Annotated in this window: 18 protein-coding genes; 13 read left to right on the top strand and 5 right to left on the bottom strand. The window is 35.8% G+C overall.

The window, feature by feature from the left end; translation table 11 throughout:
- Positions 1–16 precede the first annotated feature (16 nt).
- Positions 17–334 carry a YbaB/EbfC family nucleoid-associated protein gene (locus tag ACFQ0R_RS01010; protein ID WP_379656506.1) on the top strand — a complete coding sequence of 106 codons (318 nt, stop codon included), beginning with the start codon at positions 17–19 and terminating at the stop codon, positions 332–334.
- Between the two features lie 65 nt (positions 335–399).
- Here ACFQ0R_RS01010 and ACFQ0R_RS01005 read toward each other — a convergent pair whose 3' ends face one another.
- Positions 400–990 carry a hypothetical protein gene (locus tag ACFQ0R_RS01005; RefSeq protein WP_379656505.1) on the bottom strand — a complete coding sequence of 197 codons (591 nt, stop codon included), beginning with the start codon at positions 988–990 and terminating at the stop codon, positions 400–402.
- A gap of 203 nt (positions 991–1,193) precedes the next feature.
- Between ACFQ0R_RS01005 and ACFQ0R_RS01000 the strand changes: the two genes are divergently transcribed.
- Genes ACFQ0R_RS01000 through ACFQ0R_RS00985 form a run of 4 tightly spaced genes read left to right on the top strand, consistent with a single transcriptional unit; the run spans position 1,194 to position 6,727 of the window.
- Complete coding sequence (locus ACFQ0R_RS01000) at positions 1,194–1,982, top strand: polysaccharide biosynthesis/export family protein (RefSeq protein WP_379656504.1); 789 nt, start codon at positions 1,194–1,196, stop codon at positions 1,980–1,982.
- Positions 1,982–4,453, top strand: a complete 2,472-nt coding sequence (locus ACFQ0R_RS00995; RefSeq protein ID WP_379656503.1) for a GumC family protein — start codon at positions 1,982–1,984, stop codon at positions 4,451–4,453. Before ACFQ0R_RS01000 ends, ACFQ0R_RS00995 begins: the two co-directional genes overlap by 1 nt.
- A gap of 13 nt (positions 4,454–4,466) precedes the next feature.
- Positions 4,467–5,747, top strand: coding sequence for a nucleotide sugar dehydrogenase (locus tag ACFQ0R_RS00990; protein ID WP_379656502.1), 1,281 nt, complete (start codon positions 4,467–4,469; stop codon positions 5,745–5,747).
- Positions 5,747–6,727 carry an SDR family oxidoreductase gene (locus ACFQ0R_RS00985; RefSeq protein WP_379656578.1) on the top strand — a complete coding sequence of 327 codons (981 nt, stop codon included), beginning with the start codon at positions 5,747–5,749 and terminating at the stop codon, positions 6,725–6,727. Before ACFQ0R_RS00990 ends, ACFQ0R_RS00985 begins: the two co-directional genes overlap by 1 nt.
- A 103-nt stretch (positions 6,728–6,830) precedes the next feature.
- Here the strand turns inward: ACFQ0R_RS00985 and ACFQ0R_RS00980 are convergent, their stop codons facing one another.
- Genes ACFQ0R_RS00980 through ACFQ0R_RS00970 form a run of 3 tightly spaced genes read right to left on the bottom strand, consistent with a single transcriptional unit; the run spans position 6,831 to position 8,528 of the window.
- Entirely contained in the window at positions 6,831–7,403 is a 573-nt protein-coding gene (locus ACFQ0R_RS00980) for a YceI family protein (protein ID WP_379656501.1), read from the bottom strand.
- A gap of 29 nt (positions 7,404–7,432) precedes the next feature.
- The gene (locus ACFQ0R_RS00975) at positions 7,433–8,065 is read right to left on the bottom strand and encodes an NAD(P)H-dependent oxidoreductase (RefSeq protein WP_379656500.1); all 633 of its coding nucleotides are present in this window, start codon (positions 8,063–8,065) and stop codon (positions 7,433–7,435) included.
- Positions 8,066–8,075: 10 nt separating this feature from the next.
- Positions 8,076–8,528, bottom strand: a complete 453-nt coding sequence (locus ACFQ0R_RS00970; RefSeq protein ID WP_379656499.1) for a MarR family winged helix-turn-helix transcriptional regulator — start codon at positions 8,526–8,528, stop codon at positions 8,076–8,078.
- A 163-nt stretch (positions 8,529–8,691) separates the two neighbouring features.
- Between ACFQ0R_RS00970 and ACFQ0R_RS00965 the strand changes: the two genes are divergently transcribed.
- The 3 genes from ACFQ0R_RS00965 (at position 8,692) to dnaN (ending at position 10,591) form a co-directional block, all read left to right on the top strand.
- Positions 8,692–9,003, top strand: coding sequence for a rhodanese-like domain-containing protein (locus ACFQ0R_RS00965; RefSeq protein WP_379656498.1), 312 nt, complete (start codon positions 8,692–8,694; stop codon positions 9,001–9,003).
- Between the two features lie 2 nt (positions 9,004–9,005).
- Complete coding sequence (locus ACFQ0R_RS00960; protein WP_379656497.1) at positions 9,006–9,392, top strand: rhodanese-like domain-containing protein; 387 nt, start codon at positions 9,006–9,008, stop codon at positions 9,390–9,392.
- 77 nt (positions 9,393–9,469) lie between these two features.
- Complete coding sequence (gene dnaN / locus ACFQ0R_RS00955) at positions 9,470–10,591, top strand: DNA polymerase III subunit beta (RefSeq protein WP_379656496.1); 1,122 nt, start codon at positions 9,470–9,472, stop codon at positions 10,589–10,591.
- A gap of 142 nt (positions 10,592–10,733) precedes the next feature.
- Here the strand turns inward: dnaN and ACFQ0R_RS00950 are convergent, their stop codons facing one another.
- Positions 10,734–11,093: a DUF4870 domain-containing protein gene (locus ACFQ0R_RS00950; protein WP_379656495.1), complete on the bottom strand. Its 360-nt coding sequence runs from the start codon at positions 11,091–11,093 to the stop codon at positions 10,734–10,736.
- A 136-nt stretch (positions 11,094–11,229) separates the two neighbouring features.
- On the opposite strand from ACFQ0R_RS00950, the gene mnmE reads away from it, so the two are divergent.
- The 5 genes from mnmE (at position 11,230) to ACFQ0R_RS00925 (ending at position 16,781) form a co-directional block, all read left to right on the top strand.
- On the top strand, positions 11,230–12,642 hold the full coding sequence (gene mnmE, locus ACFQ0R_RS00945; protein ID WP_379656494.1) for a tRNA uridine-5-carboxymethylaminomethyl(34) synthesis GTPase MnmE: 1,413 nt from the start codon (positions 11,230–11,232) through the stop codon (positions 12,640–12,642).
- Positions 12,643–12,807: 165 nt separating this feature from the next.
- Positions 12,808–13,554: a hypothetical protein gene (locus ACFQ0R_RS00940; RefSeq protein ID WP_379656493.1), complete on the top strand. Its 747-nt coding sequence runs from the start codon at positions 12,808–12,810 to the stop codon at positions 13,552–13,554.
- Positions 13,555–14,401: 847 nt separating this feature from the next.
- Complete coding sequence (locus ACFQ0R_RS00935; protein WP_379656492.1) at positions 14,402–14,569, top strand: hypothetical protein; 168 nt, start codon at positions 14,402–14,404, stop codon at positions 14,567–14,569.
- A gap of 500 nt (positions 14,570–15,069) precedes the next feature.
- Positions 15,070–15,435, top strand: a complete 366-nt coding sequence (locus ACFQ0R_RS00930; protein WP_379656491.1) for a BlaI/MecI/CopY family transcriptional regulator — start codon at positions 15,070–15,072, stop codon at positions 15,433–15,435.
- Between the two features lie 2 nt (positions 15,436–15,437).
- Positions 15,438–16,781, top strand: coding sequence for a M56 family metallopeptidase (locus tag ACFQ0R_RS00925; RefSeq protein ID WP_379656490.1), 1,344 nt, complete (start codon positions 15,438–15,440; stop codon positions 16,779–16,781).
- Positions 16,782–16,842: the final 61 nt, after the last annotated feature.

Here is a 16,842-nt window from a genome sequence, read left to right as displayed (position 1 = left end):
TTAAATACAAAGAAATATGTTTGGAGATATGATGGGTATGATGAATAAAATCAAAGAAACCCAAGCTAAAGTAGAAGAAACTAAAAAGCGACTGGACAGTGTCACCTTACTTGAAAAAAGTAATGATGAGTTATTGAAAGTGAAAATCACAGCCAATCGCGAGATCAAATCTATTGAAATCGATGATGAATTACTTCAAGACAAAGAACAACTTGAAGATTATTTAATACTTACACTTAATAAAGCCATTAAAAAAGCGGGAGATGTTAATGAAGCTGAAATTTCGGCAGTTGCCAAAGACGGTCTGCCAGATATCCCCGGACTAACAAGCTGAAACACTACTGGTGAAAGCCTTAAATAATAATTATTTAAGGCTTTTGGCTAAAAATAAAATCATCATCAATTAACTTTAATGATTTTATTTGATTTTTTCTTTGTGGCAACCCAACCAAATGTAAAATTAAGTAAAGGCCCATAACCACTCGGAACGCCAAAACCATCATAATAGCCAAAACCCAACTCAAATGTAGTATTAAATCCCTTTTCATTAGTCCTTTGAAAGCCATAAACAGCACCATAAAATGCGAGTGAAAAGTTTTTATCCCCATCAAGGTTGTGACTGATTTGTAAAGGGTCCCAAAACACAGTTCTTGCGGGAGCAATATAATTTGCAGAATTCCCTGCTATTTCTTTATTGAAATTATATCTTGTTTTAAAATTATGATAATATCTTACTCGGGTATGCCATGCAAACCCAAAAGAGTATCCTTCCTGATAAAGTGCAAGTCCGGGAGAAATACTGGTCGATACACTCACATTTTTAAACAAGCCCAGTTCATAGCGTATTCCAGGACCTATGAAATTTAGAGTAAATTGATGCCTCTCTATATTTGGGACACCATCCCAGCTTTCAGCAAATTGCTGTGCTTTAGCAGACAGACTGAAAAGTAAAAATAGTCCAAGCGTCAAGTAAATTTTTCTATTTGCCATCATTTTAAATAATGACAAATATCAATCATTTCATAAATATTAAAAATAGCTTCAGTGTAAATAATAACAAGTCTAAAATTAAATTCAGGGGAAAGCACTGTAGACATAAATCTGAAATCTGTACGTTAAGATTTATAAAATATTACATATTGGTTTATGTTTCTAAATCAAAAACTATATTTGCCATAACAATTGACCACTGAATGAAATTCACATCACTCATTTTAATTTTACTAACGATAACGTCCTTAACGTCTTGTATCAGTACTAAAAGACTTACTTATTTATCTGAAGACAAGGGAACTGGAGCAGACAGTTTAATCTCTTTTCAACAAATGCAACGGCCTTATCGGGTTCAAATCAATGATCTTTTAAGTATAAGAGTAAAGGCACTCGATCAAGAGTTAACCAGCATGTTCAATCCAATAGGTGATGCTGAAAATTCTACAGCAACAACTGAAGAAAGGGCTTATTTTGACGGATTTCTAGTAGACCGGCATGGTGAAATAAGGATTCCTACTCTTGGAAATATAAAAGTAATAGGACTTACTTTAGAAGATATAAGGCTTAAGCTCCGAGAAAAACTGATGAATGAGTATTTTAAAGAAGAAGCAAATATTTTCATTACAGTCAAACTGGCTGGACTTCGATATACCACTTTAGGAGAAATTGGAACCGGGAGTCAGGTTATCTACAAAGAGCAAGTATCTATAATGGAAGCAATTGCAAATGCTGGTGATATAACGCTTTACGGAGACAGAAGAAATGTAAAAATCCTAAGACAGTACCCGGAAGGACAGCGAATTCACAGGGTTGATTTAACCAAAATTTCAGCAGTAAATTCACCTTTCTACTATATACAGCCTAATGATTTAATTATTGTTGACCCACTGCCTCAAAAATCACTGGGAATTGGTGAAACAGGTTTTGGCACACTAGCCACCTTATTTTCATTGGTCACTGGAATTACAATTTTACTGATAAGACTCTAATGGAAGAAGAATTCGAAATCAACGAATCTACTGGGTATTTTGACTTTAAAGGATTTATAGTCAAGATCTTTAGCTATTGGTATTTATTTGTGATTAGTATTCTCATAGGAATGAGCATTGCCTACTTCATAAATGTACGTAAGCAACCCATCTATCAAATAGAAAGTTTAATAACTATAAAAGATGATCAAAACCCATTTTTTACTTCCAACACAAGTTTAACCTTTAACTGGGGTGGCGTTTCGGACAAGGTCAACACTTCCGTAACCACTTTAAAAACCAGGACTCACAACGAAAAGGTCGTTGACAGATTACGCTATTATATCCAATACCTTGAAGATGGAAAATACCAAAAGGAAGATGCCTACGGCAAAGTTCCTTTTGTAGTAATGGAAGATAGTTTGAGAGCTCAGCTCATTGGAAGGCAAATGACGATTCAGTTTTTGGATGAGAACACTTTTGAACTTAGTTTAAAATTTGAAGAGGAAGAACCTGGAAATTTAAGTTTTTATAACTATACCACTAATGAGCAAGAGAGCGTTTATTCAAATAAAGAAAATTACAAAGCTGTTTTTTCGACTTCAGAATATGTCAACTCACCTTATTTTAAAGGAAGAATTTTAAGAAATACTTTACCTGTAAATGAGGGCAAACCTTACTACATTCAATTCAACAATTACTACTCCACAGTAAAAAGATATCAAAATATCAATGTAAATCCAGAGAACAAAGGAAGTTCTATTTTGAACCTATCTTTAACTGGAAACAATAAGGAAAAACTAGTGGATTATCTCAACACTACAGTCCAAGTACTTAGTGAGGATATGCTAAACAGGAAGAATCTATTTGCCACAAAAACCATCAGATTTATAGACAGTAGTCTCACCGAGAAATCTAAAGAACTCAAGTCTGTTGAAGAAGAACTCAATCAGTTTAAGATAAGTAATGACATTATAGACCTGACTGCAGAGAGTAGTGAAATAAGACAAAGGCTTACAAACCTCGATTTAGAACAAAATGAAATCCAAAGGCAGCTGGATTATTACAACAGACTTGAAGATTACCTAAGGAACAGACAAAATTATAAAGAAGTTCCCGCTCCGTCTGTAGCAGGAATAGATGAACCAAGCATAAGTTCAGCCGTTGGAAAAATTGTAACTCTTTCTGAACAAAGAAGTAAATATGCGTATTCGCTTAAAACTGATGCTCCAGTCTTTGATGATATAGACAGGCAAATAAACGCCACCAAATCTGTATTGCTGGAAAATATAGATTCTTCCAAAGAGATTTTACAGGAACAATTAAGTACCGTAAGAAAAAATGTTGCTGACTTGGAACGTCAGATCCGAACATTACCAAAAGAGCAGCAGGATTTGCTTAAAATAGAGAGAAGATATACGATAAGTGAGCAGACTTACAGTTTATTTTTAAGCAAACGAAATGAAGCTGGTCTTATAAAGGCAGCAAATGTAAGCGATGTCCAAATTATTGATAAAGCTATGGATACTGGCGGCGGTAAGATTGGGCCTAATACGCAGCTCAATTATGTTATGGCCTTACTTATTGGAAGTTTTGTGCCATTGGTCTTTGTATTTTTATTAGTCTTTCTAGATAATAAAATCAACAATCCTAAGGATATAAACAAGTTATCGCCTATCCCAATTCTTGGCGTTGTAGGAAAAAGTAAGACCAGCAGTAATCTTGCAGTATTCTCAAAACCAAGATCTGCTATTGCAGAAAGTTTTAGAGGATTGAGGACAAGTATGCAGTTTATCTTTAAGCAAAAGCATATTCAGGGGAATAAAACCATTCTTATTACTTCCTCCGTAAGTGGTGAAGGAAAAACATTTACAGCCATCAATATGGCTTCTGTATTCTCGATGAGCGGTAAAAAAACACTGCTTATAGGTCTTGACTTAAGAAAACCAAAGATTTTTGAAGATTTTGATATTACAAACGATATAGGAGTAGTCAATTATCTTATTGACCAAAACTCTATTGAAGAAATAATTCAAAAAACGAAATTTGATAATCTGGATTTAATTGTTTCCGGTCCTGTTCCCCCTAACCCTTCTGAGTTACTTATGGCAGATAAAATGGAAGATTTATTTTCTTCTCTCAAGGAAAAATACGACTGTATTATTATGGATACTCCACCTATTGGTTTGGTTTCTGATGCCTTGAATTTAGGTAAATATGCAGATGCTTCTCTTTATTTACTGAGACAGAATTACACCAAAAAGGCAATGCTGAGCGTGATCAATGAGAAGTATGAAAAGGGAGAGGTAAAGAACATTAGTTTTGTCCTCAATTATTTTCAGCATAAAGCTAAATACGGCTATGGTTATAATTATGGTTATGGCTATGGTTACGGTTATGGTCGTTATGGTAATGGCTATTTACAAGAAGAAAGGAAAAAGTCATTAAGAAAAAGAATCAAAAGCAAGATTAAAAACATATTCAATATTTAAAATACCCCTCACTATGAGTCATCCTAAAATAGCTGTCATTGGTTTAGGTTATGTAGGCTTACCCCTTGCAGTTGCCTTTTCCAAAAAATATTCCGTCATAGGCTTTGATATCAATCAATCCAGAGTAGATGAACTGAATACCGGCAAAGACCATACTCTTGAAGTCTCTGATAAAGATTTAAAAGAAGCTTTGACTAACAGCGCTTCACCTGCCATGAAACTCTCTACAGACGCGGAAGATATGAGAGATGCAACCATCTTTATTGTGACTGTGCCTACTCCAACCGATAAAAACAGACAACCAGTGCTTACTCCGCTAATAAAAGCAAGTGAGACTATAGGCAAATTACTAAAGGATAATGATATTGTAATTTATGAATCTACAGTTTATCCGGGTGTGACAGAAGAAGTTTGTGTACCTGTCCTGGAACAGTACTCTGGTAAAACATTCAATAAGGATTTCTTTGCAGGATACTCACCAGAACGAATCAATCCAGGGGACAAGTTGCATACTGTAACCACGATACTAAAAGTGACTTCAGGTTCTACTCCTGAAATAGCTAAAAAAGTTGATGAATTATATGCGTCAGTTATTACAGCAGGAACTCATCTGGCAAGCAGTATAAAAGTTGCAGAAGCTGCCAAAGTGATAGAAAATTCACAGAGAGATATCAATATTGCGTTTGTGAACGAGCTTTCTAAGATTTTCAGATTACTAGATATCGATACAAATGATGTGCTTGAAGCAGCTGCTACAAAATGGAATTTCACCAAATACACACCTGGACTTGTAGGTGGACATTGCATTGGTGTTGATCCTTATTATCTAGCACAGAAGGCTCTGGAAGTTGGCTATAATCCAGAAATCATATTGTCCGGAAGACGAATGAATGATGGTATGGGAAAGTATGTAGCCAATGAAGTTATAAAGCTTATGCTTAACAAAGAAGCAAAAGTAAAAAATGGCAGAGCACTTGTTCTCGGTATTACGTTCAAAGAAAATTGTCCTGACACCAGAAACACTAAAGCAATTGATGTGATTGAAGAATTACAAGCTTATAACATGCAGGTCGATGTCTGCGATCCCTGGGCAAATAAAGAAGAAGTAAAAACATTGTTTGGTATTGATATATTAAGATGCAACGAATTGAATTCTACCTACGATAGTATTGTACTCGCTGTATCTCACAACGAATTTCTTAAATTAGATTTCTCCGCGCTTAAAAACGAAAGAGCAGTTGTTTTTGATGTAAAATCTTTTCTACCAACAGATAAAATAGACGGAAGGTTATGATGTATTCTAAAACTTATCACGATAAAGATATAAGCAAGATAAATTTTTTAGTTACTGGAGGTGCGGGCTTTATAGGTTCAAATATAGTTGAGTATTTATTGAAATTTGGAGCTAAGCAAGTTCGTGTATTAGATAATTTATCAAATGGATATAAAGAAAATATAAGTGAGTTTGAATCTGAGTCAAATTTTGAATTTATAGAAGGTGATATTCGAAAACTGGAAGATTGTGAAAAGGCTGTTGACGGAATGGATATTGTACTTCATCAGGCAGCTTTAGGATCGGTTCCAAGATCTATTGACGATCCTATAACAAGTAACGATGTAAATGTTTCAGGCTTTCTTAATATGCTTGTAGCCTGTAAAAATGCTGATTCTGTTGTACGTTTTGTATACGCCGCTTCCAGCTCTACCTATGGCGATAGTCCAAATCTGCCAAAAGTTGAGCATACTATTGGAAAGCCTTTATCTCCATACGCAGTTACAAAATATGTCAACGAGCTTTATGCTGATGTTTTTGCTAAAACTTATGGTATGGAAATCATAGGATTACGTTACTTCAACGTGTTTGGCCCAAAACAAAGTCCACAGGGTGCTTATGCTGCTGTCATTCCTTTATTTATGCAAGCTCTAAAAGACCAAAATCCACCAACAATAAATGGTGATGGAGAGCAGACCAGAGATTTTACATTTGTAGAGAATGCTGTTCAAGCAAATATAAAAGCTGCGTTTGCAGATAAGAAAGCTGTCAATCAGGTTTATAATGTTGCTTATAGTGAACGCATAAGTCTTAATTCGCTTTGGAATACCTTACAGGACGCTGCTGAAACTGAACTTAAAGCTATTTACGGGCCTCCAAGGCAAGGTGATGTAAGAGATTCATTGGCTGATATTAATAAAGCAAGAAAATTATTGAATTATGAACCTCAATTTGATGTTCATAAAGGCCTGAAAGTGACCTGGGAGTATTTCAAGAAATAAGATCTGATTTACATTTAGAGTCATCTCGTTTAGGGTATATAAAACAAGAAAACCTGCCATCTGGCAGGTTTTCTCAATCAATCAATCAATCAAAACAAAATTATTAGAACTTTAAATTAACTGCCAAATCAAATTCATCATAAATTGCTTTATCTCCTAAATTATCGAAGAATGAATTTGAACCATATCTCACATCGTATTTTGTTCTGTCAATAGTAAGGTTGGTTGTTGCTGAATTTTCATTCATTTTCATATCAAAAGCAATTGGATTTGTTTTTCCTTTGATGGTTAAATCTCCAGAAACACCATAAACATTTCCTTTTTTAGCTACAGTTTTAATAACAAACTTTGCTGTCTCATATTTATCTACACCAAAAAAGTCATCCGATCTTAGGTGACCCATTAATTTATCTCTGTTATCACCTTCTAAATCTGTTACATCAATTGTAGTCATGTCTGCAGTGAATTCACCACCAACTAACTCACCATTTTCCATTAGGAAAAAACCGTCTTTTAGGTCAATAGTTCCTTCGTGAGAACCTGTTAATTTTTCACCTTCCCACTGGATAGTGCTTTCTTTGATGTTCACTTTTTTCTTCTCAATAGTATTGGTAAATGCTACTAAGGTTAAGATTACTGTTAGGGCTAATGTGCCTTTTAAAACGTTCATTTTCATAGTTTAAAATTTTAAGGTTTGTGTTTATATTAAATTCTTGTAAATAATTCTTCTTTGGATTTTCTTACTTTTTTAGCATCTTTCAACTGGTCATCCTCATGTCTATATCCTATAGTTGCTAAAGTTACTGACTTAAGGTTTTTGGAATGCAGATCTAATAATTTATCAAATTCATCTGGATTGAAACCTTCCATCGGGCAGACGTCTATCTTTAATTCTGCAGCTGCTGAAAGCAAATTACCTAAAGCTATGTAAACCTGTCTTGAAGCCCATACTTCTTTTTTGTCATCAGAAAAGGTCAAAACAGAATTTTGAATCATTTCTTTTAGTCCATTGAAATCTTCTACTGGCTGATTCCTTGTTTCACTGTTATTTTTCACAAACTGATCGAGGTACTTCTCATCTACATTTGTGTTGTAAGCAAATACCAACAGGTAAGATGCATCAGTGATCTGGGGCTGTCCAAAAGCAGCTGGTTTTAATTTAGCTCTCACTTCAGGGTCTTTAATCACAAACACTTCGTAAGGCTGAAAACCGTATGATGAAGCTGAAAGTCTTATAGCTTCAAGCAATGTTTCTAAATCTTCCTCAGAGACTTCTTTTTCAGAATCAAATTTCTTTGTGGCATAACGCCAATGTAAATTTTCAATGTAATTATTCATATATATTAGTTTAAGTTCTCAATTTATTCAGAAGGTGATTCAGTTGTTTTAATTCATCCTGAGTTAAACTTTCAGTCAGTTTTGACTCTGACTCATCAACCACTTTATTAATCTCTTCCAGTGCTTCAATCCCTTCTTTAGTAATAGTAATATCAACTTTACGCCTGTTGGATTCACACTGCTCACGCTGGACAAAGTTTTTCTTGATCAGCTTATCCACCAGACGAGTTGTGTTACTCATTTTATTTATCATTCTTTCCTGGATAGTCTGAAGAGAGCTGGGCTTACCTTTCATCCCCTTCAAAATCCTCAATACATTAAACTGTTGAGTAGTGATATCGAATGGCTTCAGAGTTGTTGTAATTTCATCTGTAATCCAGTTCTCTGTAAACAGGAGATTGAGCAAAGCTCTTTTCGACTCTGGAAGCTGTTTTGAAATTTTTAATTCTTTTTCGATTATCATGTACTTACAATTGTTGTCGATACAAATGTAATTTCAAAATTCCCTATGAAAATTAAAAGCTATGTTAAAGTTTAGGAGTAATAATTTATTCAGAATTAAAGGCGAAATATCACTAGATGTAAGGATTATTGTATTTTTACATCATTAATATCAAAAAAAAGCAATGGAAAATTTAAACGAAAAAAAATGGGTTGATGGATTAAAGGCATCAGAAAACTCAGAAATAATTGATGTAAGGACTCCAGAAGAATTTAATGAAGGCTACATAGAAGGTGCTAAACTTATAAATATTCAAGATACTTCCAGGTTCATGGACCAAATTGAGCAACTTCCAAAGGATAAAGATTACTATGTGTACTGCAGATCTGGACGAAGAAGTGAAATGGCCTGCCAGATCATGGAAAAAGCCGGAATTAAAAATGCCTACAATCTTGAAGGTGGTATCATAGATTGGCATGGTGAAGTAAAAAAATAGTGATGAGAATTTTGATTGTATTTCTTTTATTGGGTACTCTCATCTCCTGCGAAAGTAAAAGTGGATCTACACTTTTAACTTCAAAAGAGATGAAGGAGCTGATGGCTTTGGATTCAGTTCAATTGATTGATGTGAGATCAGTTGAATCTTTCCGGGAAGGACATCTTAAAGGAGCACAAAACTTAGTTTATGACGACGAGTTTGTTCAGAAAATACAAGAACTGGATAAAAACAAACCAGTAGCAGTTTATTGCAGAACAGGAAGACGCTCTGAAGAATGTTCAAAAATTCTGGAAGATGCAGGATTTAAAAAAATATTCCAGCTGAAAGGCGGTGTCACTCAGTGGGAATTTGAAGATGAGCTTGTAAAAGACACATTGAGTCAATAAAAAGTTTTGCAAAAGTAAGAATGCTCCATTATTCAGTAGAAAAAAATATATTTGCATAGATTAAATACATTTATCATATGAAATTTATAATTTCCAGTACATATATGTTGAAAAACCTCCAAACACTTGGCGGAGTTATCAACAATAATAACACGATGCCGATTTTGGATAACTTTTTATTCGAATTGAATCACAACTCACTTAAGATTTCTGCATCGGACTTGGAAACCACTATGAGTGCTAATCTTGATGTAGAATCAAGTGATGAAGGAGAAATTGCCGTTCCTGCCAGATTGCTTTTAGACACATTAAAATCATTCCCTGAACAGCCACTTACTTTTCATAAGCTAGACAATCATACTGTAGAAATCAGTTCTGAGCAGGGTAAATATGCTCTAGCTTACGCCAATGCTGAAGATTTCCCAACGCCTGTAAGTATTGAAGATGCAAGCCAAACTGTTTTAGTTGGAGATATACTGGCCACAGCTATTAACAAAACGATTTTCGCTACTGGAAACGATGACTTAAGGCCAGTGATGAACGGTGTCTTTTTCAGATTTACTGAAGACGCTCTAATCTTTGTTGGTACAGATGCTCACAAACTTGTGAAGTATTCGAGAACGGATATCAAAACAGAAAAACCAGCAGAATTTATAATGCCCAAGAAGCCTCTCAATCTGTTGAAAGGAGTTCTTTTAGGCAGTGAGGAAGATGTACAGATAGAATTTAATGAGTCGAATGCTAAATTCAGCTTTGAGAATGTGGAATTGACGTGTCGTCTAGTCGATGGAAAATATCCTAACTACGAAGCTGTTATCCCAAAAGAAAATCCAAATGTCCTGACTATAGACCGCTCATTATTTCTGAGTTCCGTCAGACGTGTGTCTATTTTCTCAAACAAAACAACTCACCAGATCAGACTAAAAATCGCTGGTGCAGAATTAAATATTTCTGCAGAAGATCTGGATTATTCCAATAAAGCTGAAGAACGTCTCACTTGTGATTACCAGGGTGATGACCTTACTATTGGTTTCAACTCTAAGTTCTTAACTGAAATGTTGAACAATTTGAATTCTGACGATATCAAAATCAAAATGAGCTTACCGAACAGAGCTGGAATTCTTACTCCCGTAGACGGACTGGAAGAAGGTGAACACATCACTATGCTTGTGATGCCGGTCATGCTGGGTAACCAATAATACAGTTTAACCAGTTCTCTTAGTATTAAATACAAAAAACAGCCTCTATTACAGAGGCTGTTTTCTTTTAAACGAACTTAAAACAAATGAATCTTTATCGATCCACTTTATATACGAGAACTTATCAGTTGAGGTTCGGTATTTACCTGAAAAATTTTATGCTTAGTGGGTAATGAGTTGGTTCTCCATCATTTGCCTTTATAGCATTAATGATTGGAAAAATTAAAGTAAGCAAGGCAACACCAGCAAGAATTACAAAACCAACCAGAATCAACATTAAAGGCACTGCAACCAAGGCCGCTAAAATCATAGTCAATTGAAAATTCATAATTTGCTTTCCTTGTTCATCCATGTGTTCTACTTTATCTTTTTGTGTTAACCAAATAACCAGAGGTACCAAAAAACCTCCAAACCCGGTGAACAGATTTAAGAGTTGAGAAAGGTGAGCAAAAAGTAACATTTGACGATCTTCTCTGAATACAGGGTCTTGATATACTTCCATGATTTCTTTTTATAATTAGACTTTAGACTTTGTTTAATGTTACAATATTTAACAATTAAACCATAAAAACCAAACATAAATCTCAATTCTAATAGAAAAGCAATTCAAATTAAAAAACAGGCTGTAAATTTGTAGCATGATAAATAAAGATACTATTGTTGCTCTTGCTACTGCTTCGGGAAGTGGAGCTATCGCTGTGATACGTGTGAGCGGTTCACAAGCTTTAGAGCTTTGCGCTCCCCTGTTTCATGCCAGAAACGGCATTTCAATTTTAGATCAGAAGAGTCATACCCTACAGCTAGGAACTATCCGAAAGGGTGAGCGTATTCTGGATGAAGTTTTGGTGAGTGTATTTAGGGATCAGCGATCCTACACCGGGGAGCCAACAGTTGAGATCTCTTGTCATGGCAGCTCATTTATTCAAAAAGAAATCATACAGCTGCTTATTTCCAAAGGATGTCGCAGTGCACAGCCTGGAGAATTTACCTTAAGGGCGTTCCTCAATGGTAAAATGGATTTAAGTCAGGCGGAGGCCGTTGCCGATTTGATCTCCAGCGATAATTCTGCCAGTCATCAGTTGGCGATGCAGCAAATGCGTGGTGGATTTACTAACCAACTGCAGGAACTAAGACAGGAACTCCTGGATTTTGCCTCTTTGATGGAACTTGAACTCGACTTCTCTGAGGAAGATGTTGAATTTGCCAATCGAGAGCAGTTTCAGGCTTTAGTTTTAAAAATTCAGAAAGTCCTCTCTCGGCTTATTGACTCTTTCGCTGTAGGAAACGTTATTAAAAATGGAATTCCTGTGGCTATTGTCGGAGAGCCAAACGTAGGAAAATCTACTTTACTCAATGCATTACTTAATGAAGAAAGAGCTATTGTAAGTGAAATTGCAGGAACTACCCGCGATACCATAGAAGATGAAATTTCCATTGGTGGCATTGGTTTCAGATTTATCGATACTGCAGGCATTCGTGAAACTAAGGACACTATTGAAGGTCTTGGGATTGAACGCACCTTCGAAAAAATTAAGCAATCGCAGGTCATTATCAAATTAATAGACACTCCAAAAGTTTTTGATCATAAGCATCAACTCATTGTTAAAGAGTGGGATCGCGTCAAAGAAGACATCACTCAGCTCAAAGAAGCCTTTCCTGAGCGTCCTTTCCTCCTACTCGCTAATAAGGCAGACCTGCTTACCGAGAAGAATAAGGAACAACTGAGAACAGACTTTAAAGATCTGCTTTTTATTTCTGCTAAAGACAAAACGGGAATAGAAGCTATTCAAGACCAACTCCTTAGTTATGTAGATGATGGCGCTTTACGCAACAACGATACGATTGTTACCAACTCCAGACATTATAATGCCCTGCTGCTTGCCCTGGAGGAAATCAACAAAGTCCAGGAAGGCTTGAATCAAGGTTTGACCACTGACTTACTCGCTATCGATATTCGTCAGGCCTTATATCATTTTGGTGAAATTACAGGGGAAGTCACCAATGACGAGCTTTTAGGCAACATTTTCGCTAATTTCTGTATTGGCAAGTAATACGCTGAGGTAAAAATAACCTGTTCTTAGCTGTAAACATTAAGCAGGGGTCTATTCAAAAGGATCGGATTTTTTTTAACAAAGTACGGCCTATACCCTACATTATCCCTACTTTAGCTACGAAGGAACTATACTGCAGCTCCTCTCCTATTTCAAGCTATAAATATGAGTTTTCATCATTTTAAACCGTCTCAACTTCCGTTTACCTATCAGGGTTACGAATTTTATGAAGCAGATGGTAAGGTGTGTTTTAGGCGCAGCTACCAACGGCCAAGCGGGGATGATTTGAGATATAACGAAGCCTTTGCCAATGTGCGAAAAAGCAATACAGAGTTTGCCTACATCGCAGAGATTAACAGGCATTTCAGGCTGGCGCTAGCTCCTTTATTCAGGATATCTATACCTTACTTTCACAGCTATGTTCAGCAGTTATTTGTAAAACTAAATCAATTTGATCTCAAGCATGATCTGGGACATAAACGCCTGGATGAAGCTCTGAAGCATCCTGAATTTTACAAGGTTTTTAAAGAGTTTAACTTTAGTCCGAATGCGAGCTCCTGGGTGGAGGCCTTACAACCGGGACTTCGGTTTAATTCTTCTCAGGGCTGTTTGGAATTACTGCCCAACCTGGTGAATTATGACCTGCTTTTTGAGTGTGTGCGCTTAGATTTTGTGATTGGTGAAGTGATTTTTGATTTTAAAACGCATTCGTTTACATCCAATTTTCAACAGCGGTCGGTAGCTATTCATGATCTGGAGGGGTTTACTTTTTGTCCCCGGCTTGAAGCGCCTGAAGCACCAAAACTGCACTTTATCGTTTACTCTGTTTTTGCGGTTCCTGATTACGATTACACCCGCAAGCGTTCTAAACAAACAGAACCCCTGCTGTATGTTAATTTGATTGTTTTGTAATGCCCAAATGAATCCAAAATGCTTTCCACATTAGACTTATTCTGAGGAAAAATAAATCTCTGTCATCCAAATAAGAATTTAGCTGACTTGAAGATCACATCACCAACTAACGGTTCTTTTTGCTGTGGATTTACACACATAAGGACGACGCTTTTTTGCTGAAAATGTAGAAGGTGACTTTTGCCTAGCCGGGTGTAAATTCCTTTCTAAAACAATGATGCTTTGTCCTTTGACTTCAATACAATCAAATAGGTTTTAGCTTCATCATTGTGTGGATGAGAAAAGGCAGACATAGGCAGAATACATCGCTTTTTATAGGACTATTCTGATTTTAAATTGTTAATTTTAGGTGATTCTAATTAACGAGAACGTACAGTATCACATAGATGAAGAAGCCTAAACTTGATAAACTACTTCATAAAGAAGAAAAAACTACAGAGAATTTATTCTCTTTGATCTATTACTTTGCTAAGGACTGGATGAAACCGTCACCCAAACATCCCCTTGTCCTCCAGATTCTTCTGTTTATCTTAAAATTACCGGTTTTGATCTTATTCCTAACCTTATCCCCCGTCATTTTTATCGTGATGTTCATCACGCTTGTTATTGGATTATGAAACAGGAAAGTCCGGTCCTCATCCTGGTAAGTCTGTCTGCAGTGCTGTTTTTAATACATCAGTATCTTCAACTGGGAGTTCAACTACACATCGCTTTTCTGGATAATTATTTAGATCCTATAGTTCTTATGCCGTTACTATTATATGCAGTGCTTTGGGAACGCCGGATTCTTTTGTGCGATAGACACTTCGTGCTGTCCTACACCGAAATATTGGGCTACTTTTTACTGGTGGTGCTGATCGGCGAAGTCCTCTTTCCGCTCATCAGTGATCGGTTTACGGCAGACTATTGGGACATTCCTGCCTATGCATTAGGTACTCTAGCCTATGTCATCGCAAGGGAATTTCCAGTAGTAAGTATTTCAGAACTAACCACTCCTGATTCCCGGGACAATTGAAAGAATCCACCAGGATCACTATAAGCATCAGGAGCAAAAACATGCTGAAAAAGTGAATTAAGTTAATCCCTTTCAAAAGGATTTATGCTTTTGTTTAAAATATGCCCTATTGTCCTGTTGTATTTTAGGACAGGCAGTATTCCAAACTATTGCAGGAGTCAGCAGCTTTTCTATTTCAGTTGCACAGCCGTTGCCTTTCAACTTAGTAGCTTACTTCCAGTTCCTCATACTCTACTTTGTCTAAAATGCTTTCCACATTAGAGTTTTCCTGAGGATGAAACAGATCTTTACTGACAGGATGATACTCCAGCTGATGTTCATCGCAGTCTTTATTTGTAATTCAGTCGATCCCATCCTGGTCTAAATTATCATGAAGCCATCCCTTTTCATTAGAAAATCTTATGATGATCGAAATAACTATAAGTAGTTAATTTAGCTCTACGTTTGTAGATGTAAAATATTATTCTACATTTGTAGATGTAATTCTAATACTGTAGAATATGAAATTATCAAAATCTGAAGAAGAATTGATGAGCCATTTATGGAAACGAGAAAAGGCCTTTATGAAAGATCTTCTCAATGACTATCCAGAGCCAAAACCAGCAACGACGACTATTGCAACTCTTCTAAAACGAATGACTGACAAAGGTTTTGTAAGTTATACTCTTTTCGGGAAAAGCCGTCAGTACTTCCCGCTAGTAGAAAAATCTGCTTATTTTTCTAAGCACGTCAATGGAATAATAAAGAATTTCTTTAATGATAGCGCCTCACAGTTTGCTTCCTTCTTTACCAAAGAGACAGAGCTTACCAAGACTGAATTGAAAGAACTCAGAAAAATCATAGACCAGCAAATTAAAGACAAATAACTATGGAACATTTCCTGATCAACTCATCGGTTTGTTTAGTTGTGCTTTGGGTTTTCTATAAGCTTGCCTTAGAAAATACTTCCTTTCATCATTGCAAGCGTTTTTACCTGATTGGGTCACTTGGAATCTCATTCATCATCCCTTTTATAATCGTAGAAACCCTTAGTATTCCTTTACAAGATCATTCCTTAACAGACTTTGCTAACATTAGTCCTGCCGAAGCAACTATTGAAAAGCAAGATTCTAAAATCGATTGGTCTCACGTCTTAATAGCAGTTTATTTAACTGGTGTTTGCATGATGCTTTGGAGATTTGTAAAAAATATATATGCTTTCAGAATAAAGGATAATGATAAAATCAGTCGATATAGTAGCTATCGATTAGTTCTACGCCAGGAAATAAAAGTTCCTCATTCCTTTTTAAACAGTATCTACGTCAATGCATATGATTATAAGAAAGGGCTTATCCCTGAAGCTGTTCTAGAGCATGAAAAGGCACACCTGGATCAGAAACACAGTATCGATATTTTGATAGTAGAGTTAATACTAGTACTCTTCTGGTTCAATCCAATAGTTTATTTGATCAGGTACAGCGTCAAATTAAATCATGAGTTTATGGCTGATCAAACTGTTTTAAAGCAAGGTTTTTCGACCACACAGTACCAAAAATTAATATTGAGTCTGGCATCGAACAGATATCCTCAAGCTATGGCCAATACATTTCATTTCCCAATCATTAAAAAAAGGTTCAACATTATGAAAACAAGCACTTCAACAACCAGCGGACTCATCAGAGGTCTTGCCATCATCCCTATTATCACTTTACTCATCATGAGTTGTGGAAAGCAAGAAGTTAAGCTTAAAGCAACATCAAACTTTAACTTACCTCAGCAAATCGTTATATTTGTTGATGATAAAATAGATGATAATAAAAAATTTCTCATTGATAGCAAAGAGTACACTGTAGATCAAATGATTGACCAGTTAAAAGATTATCCGAATGCTAATGTAAATTTGGGATTCAAATACAATGAAAAAAGCATTGTTAATATTGAAACAGATCAGTTTCAATCGGATAAAAGTCTACAAAACGTATTGGATATGTTAATTGAAGAAACAAAGGGAAAGCCTTTTGCTGAAAAGGAAATACCAGAATACAATCGTTTAGCTAAAAAGCATAAGGCGTATATGGATGCGAATAATACACTAATAACATGGAAAGATGAAACAATACGTATGCAAGATATATACCATTCAATGACCATGGAACAACGCACAAATAACGAAGCCTGGCCTTATTTAGGCAAAGGAAAGGACATCAAGGCTGGACAACTACCTCCCCAATAAGCTAAGCTTTTTAGGGTTAAAGAAAATAATCAACTATAAAATCAATTGTATTGAAGGTCTA

The organism is Psychroflexus salinarum (genome assembly GCF_042677225.1).
Taxonomy (GTDB): Bacteria; Bacteroidota; Bacteroidia; order Flavobacteriales; family Flavobacteriaceae; genus Psychroflexus; species Psychroflexus salinarum.
This window is presented reverse-complemented; position numbering and strand designations above follow the sequence as displayed.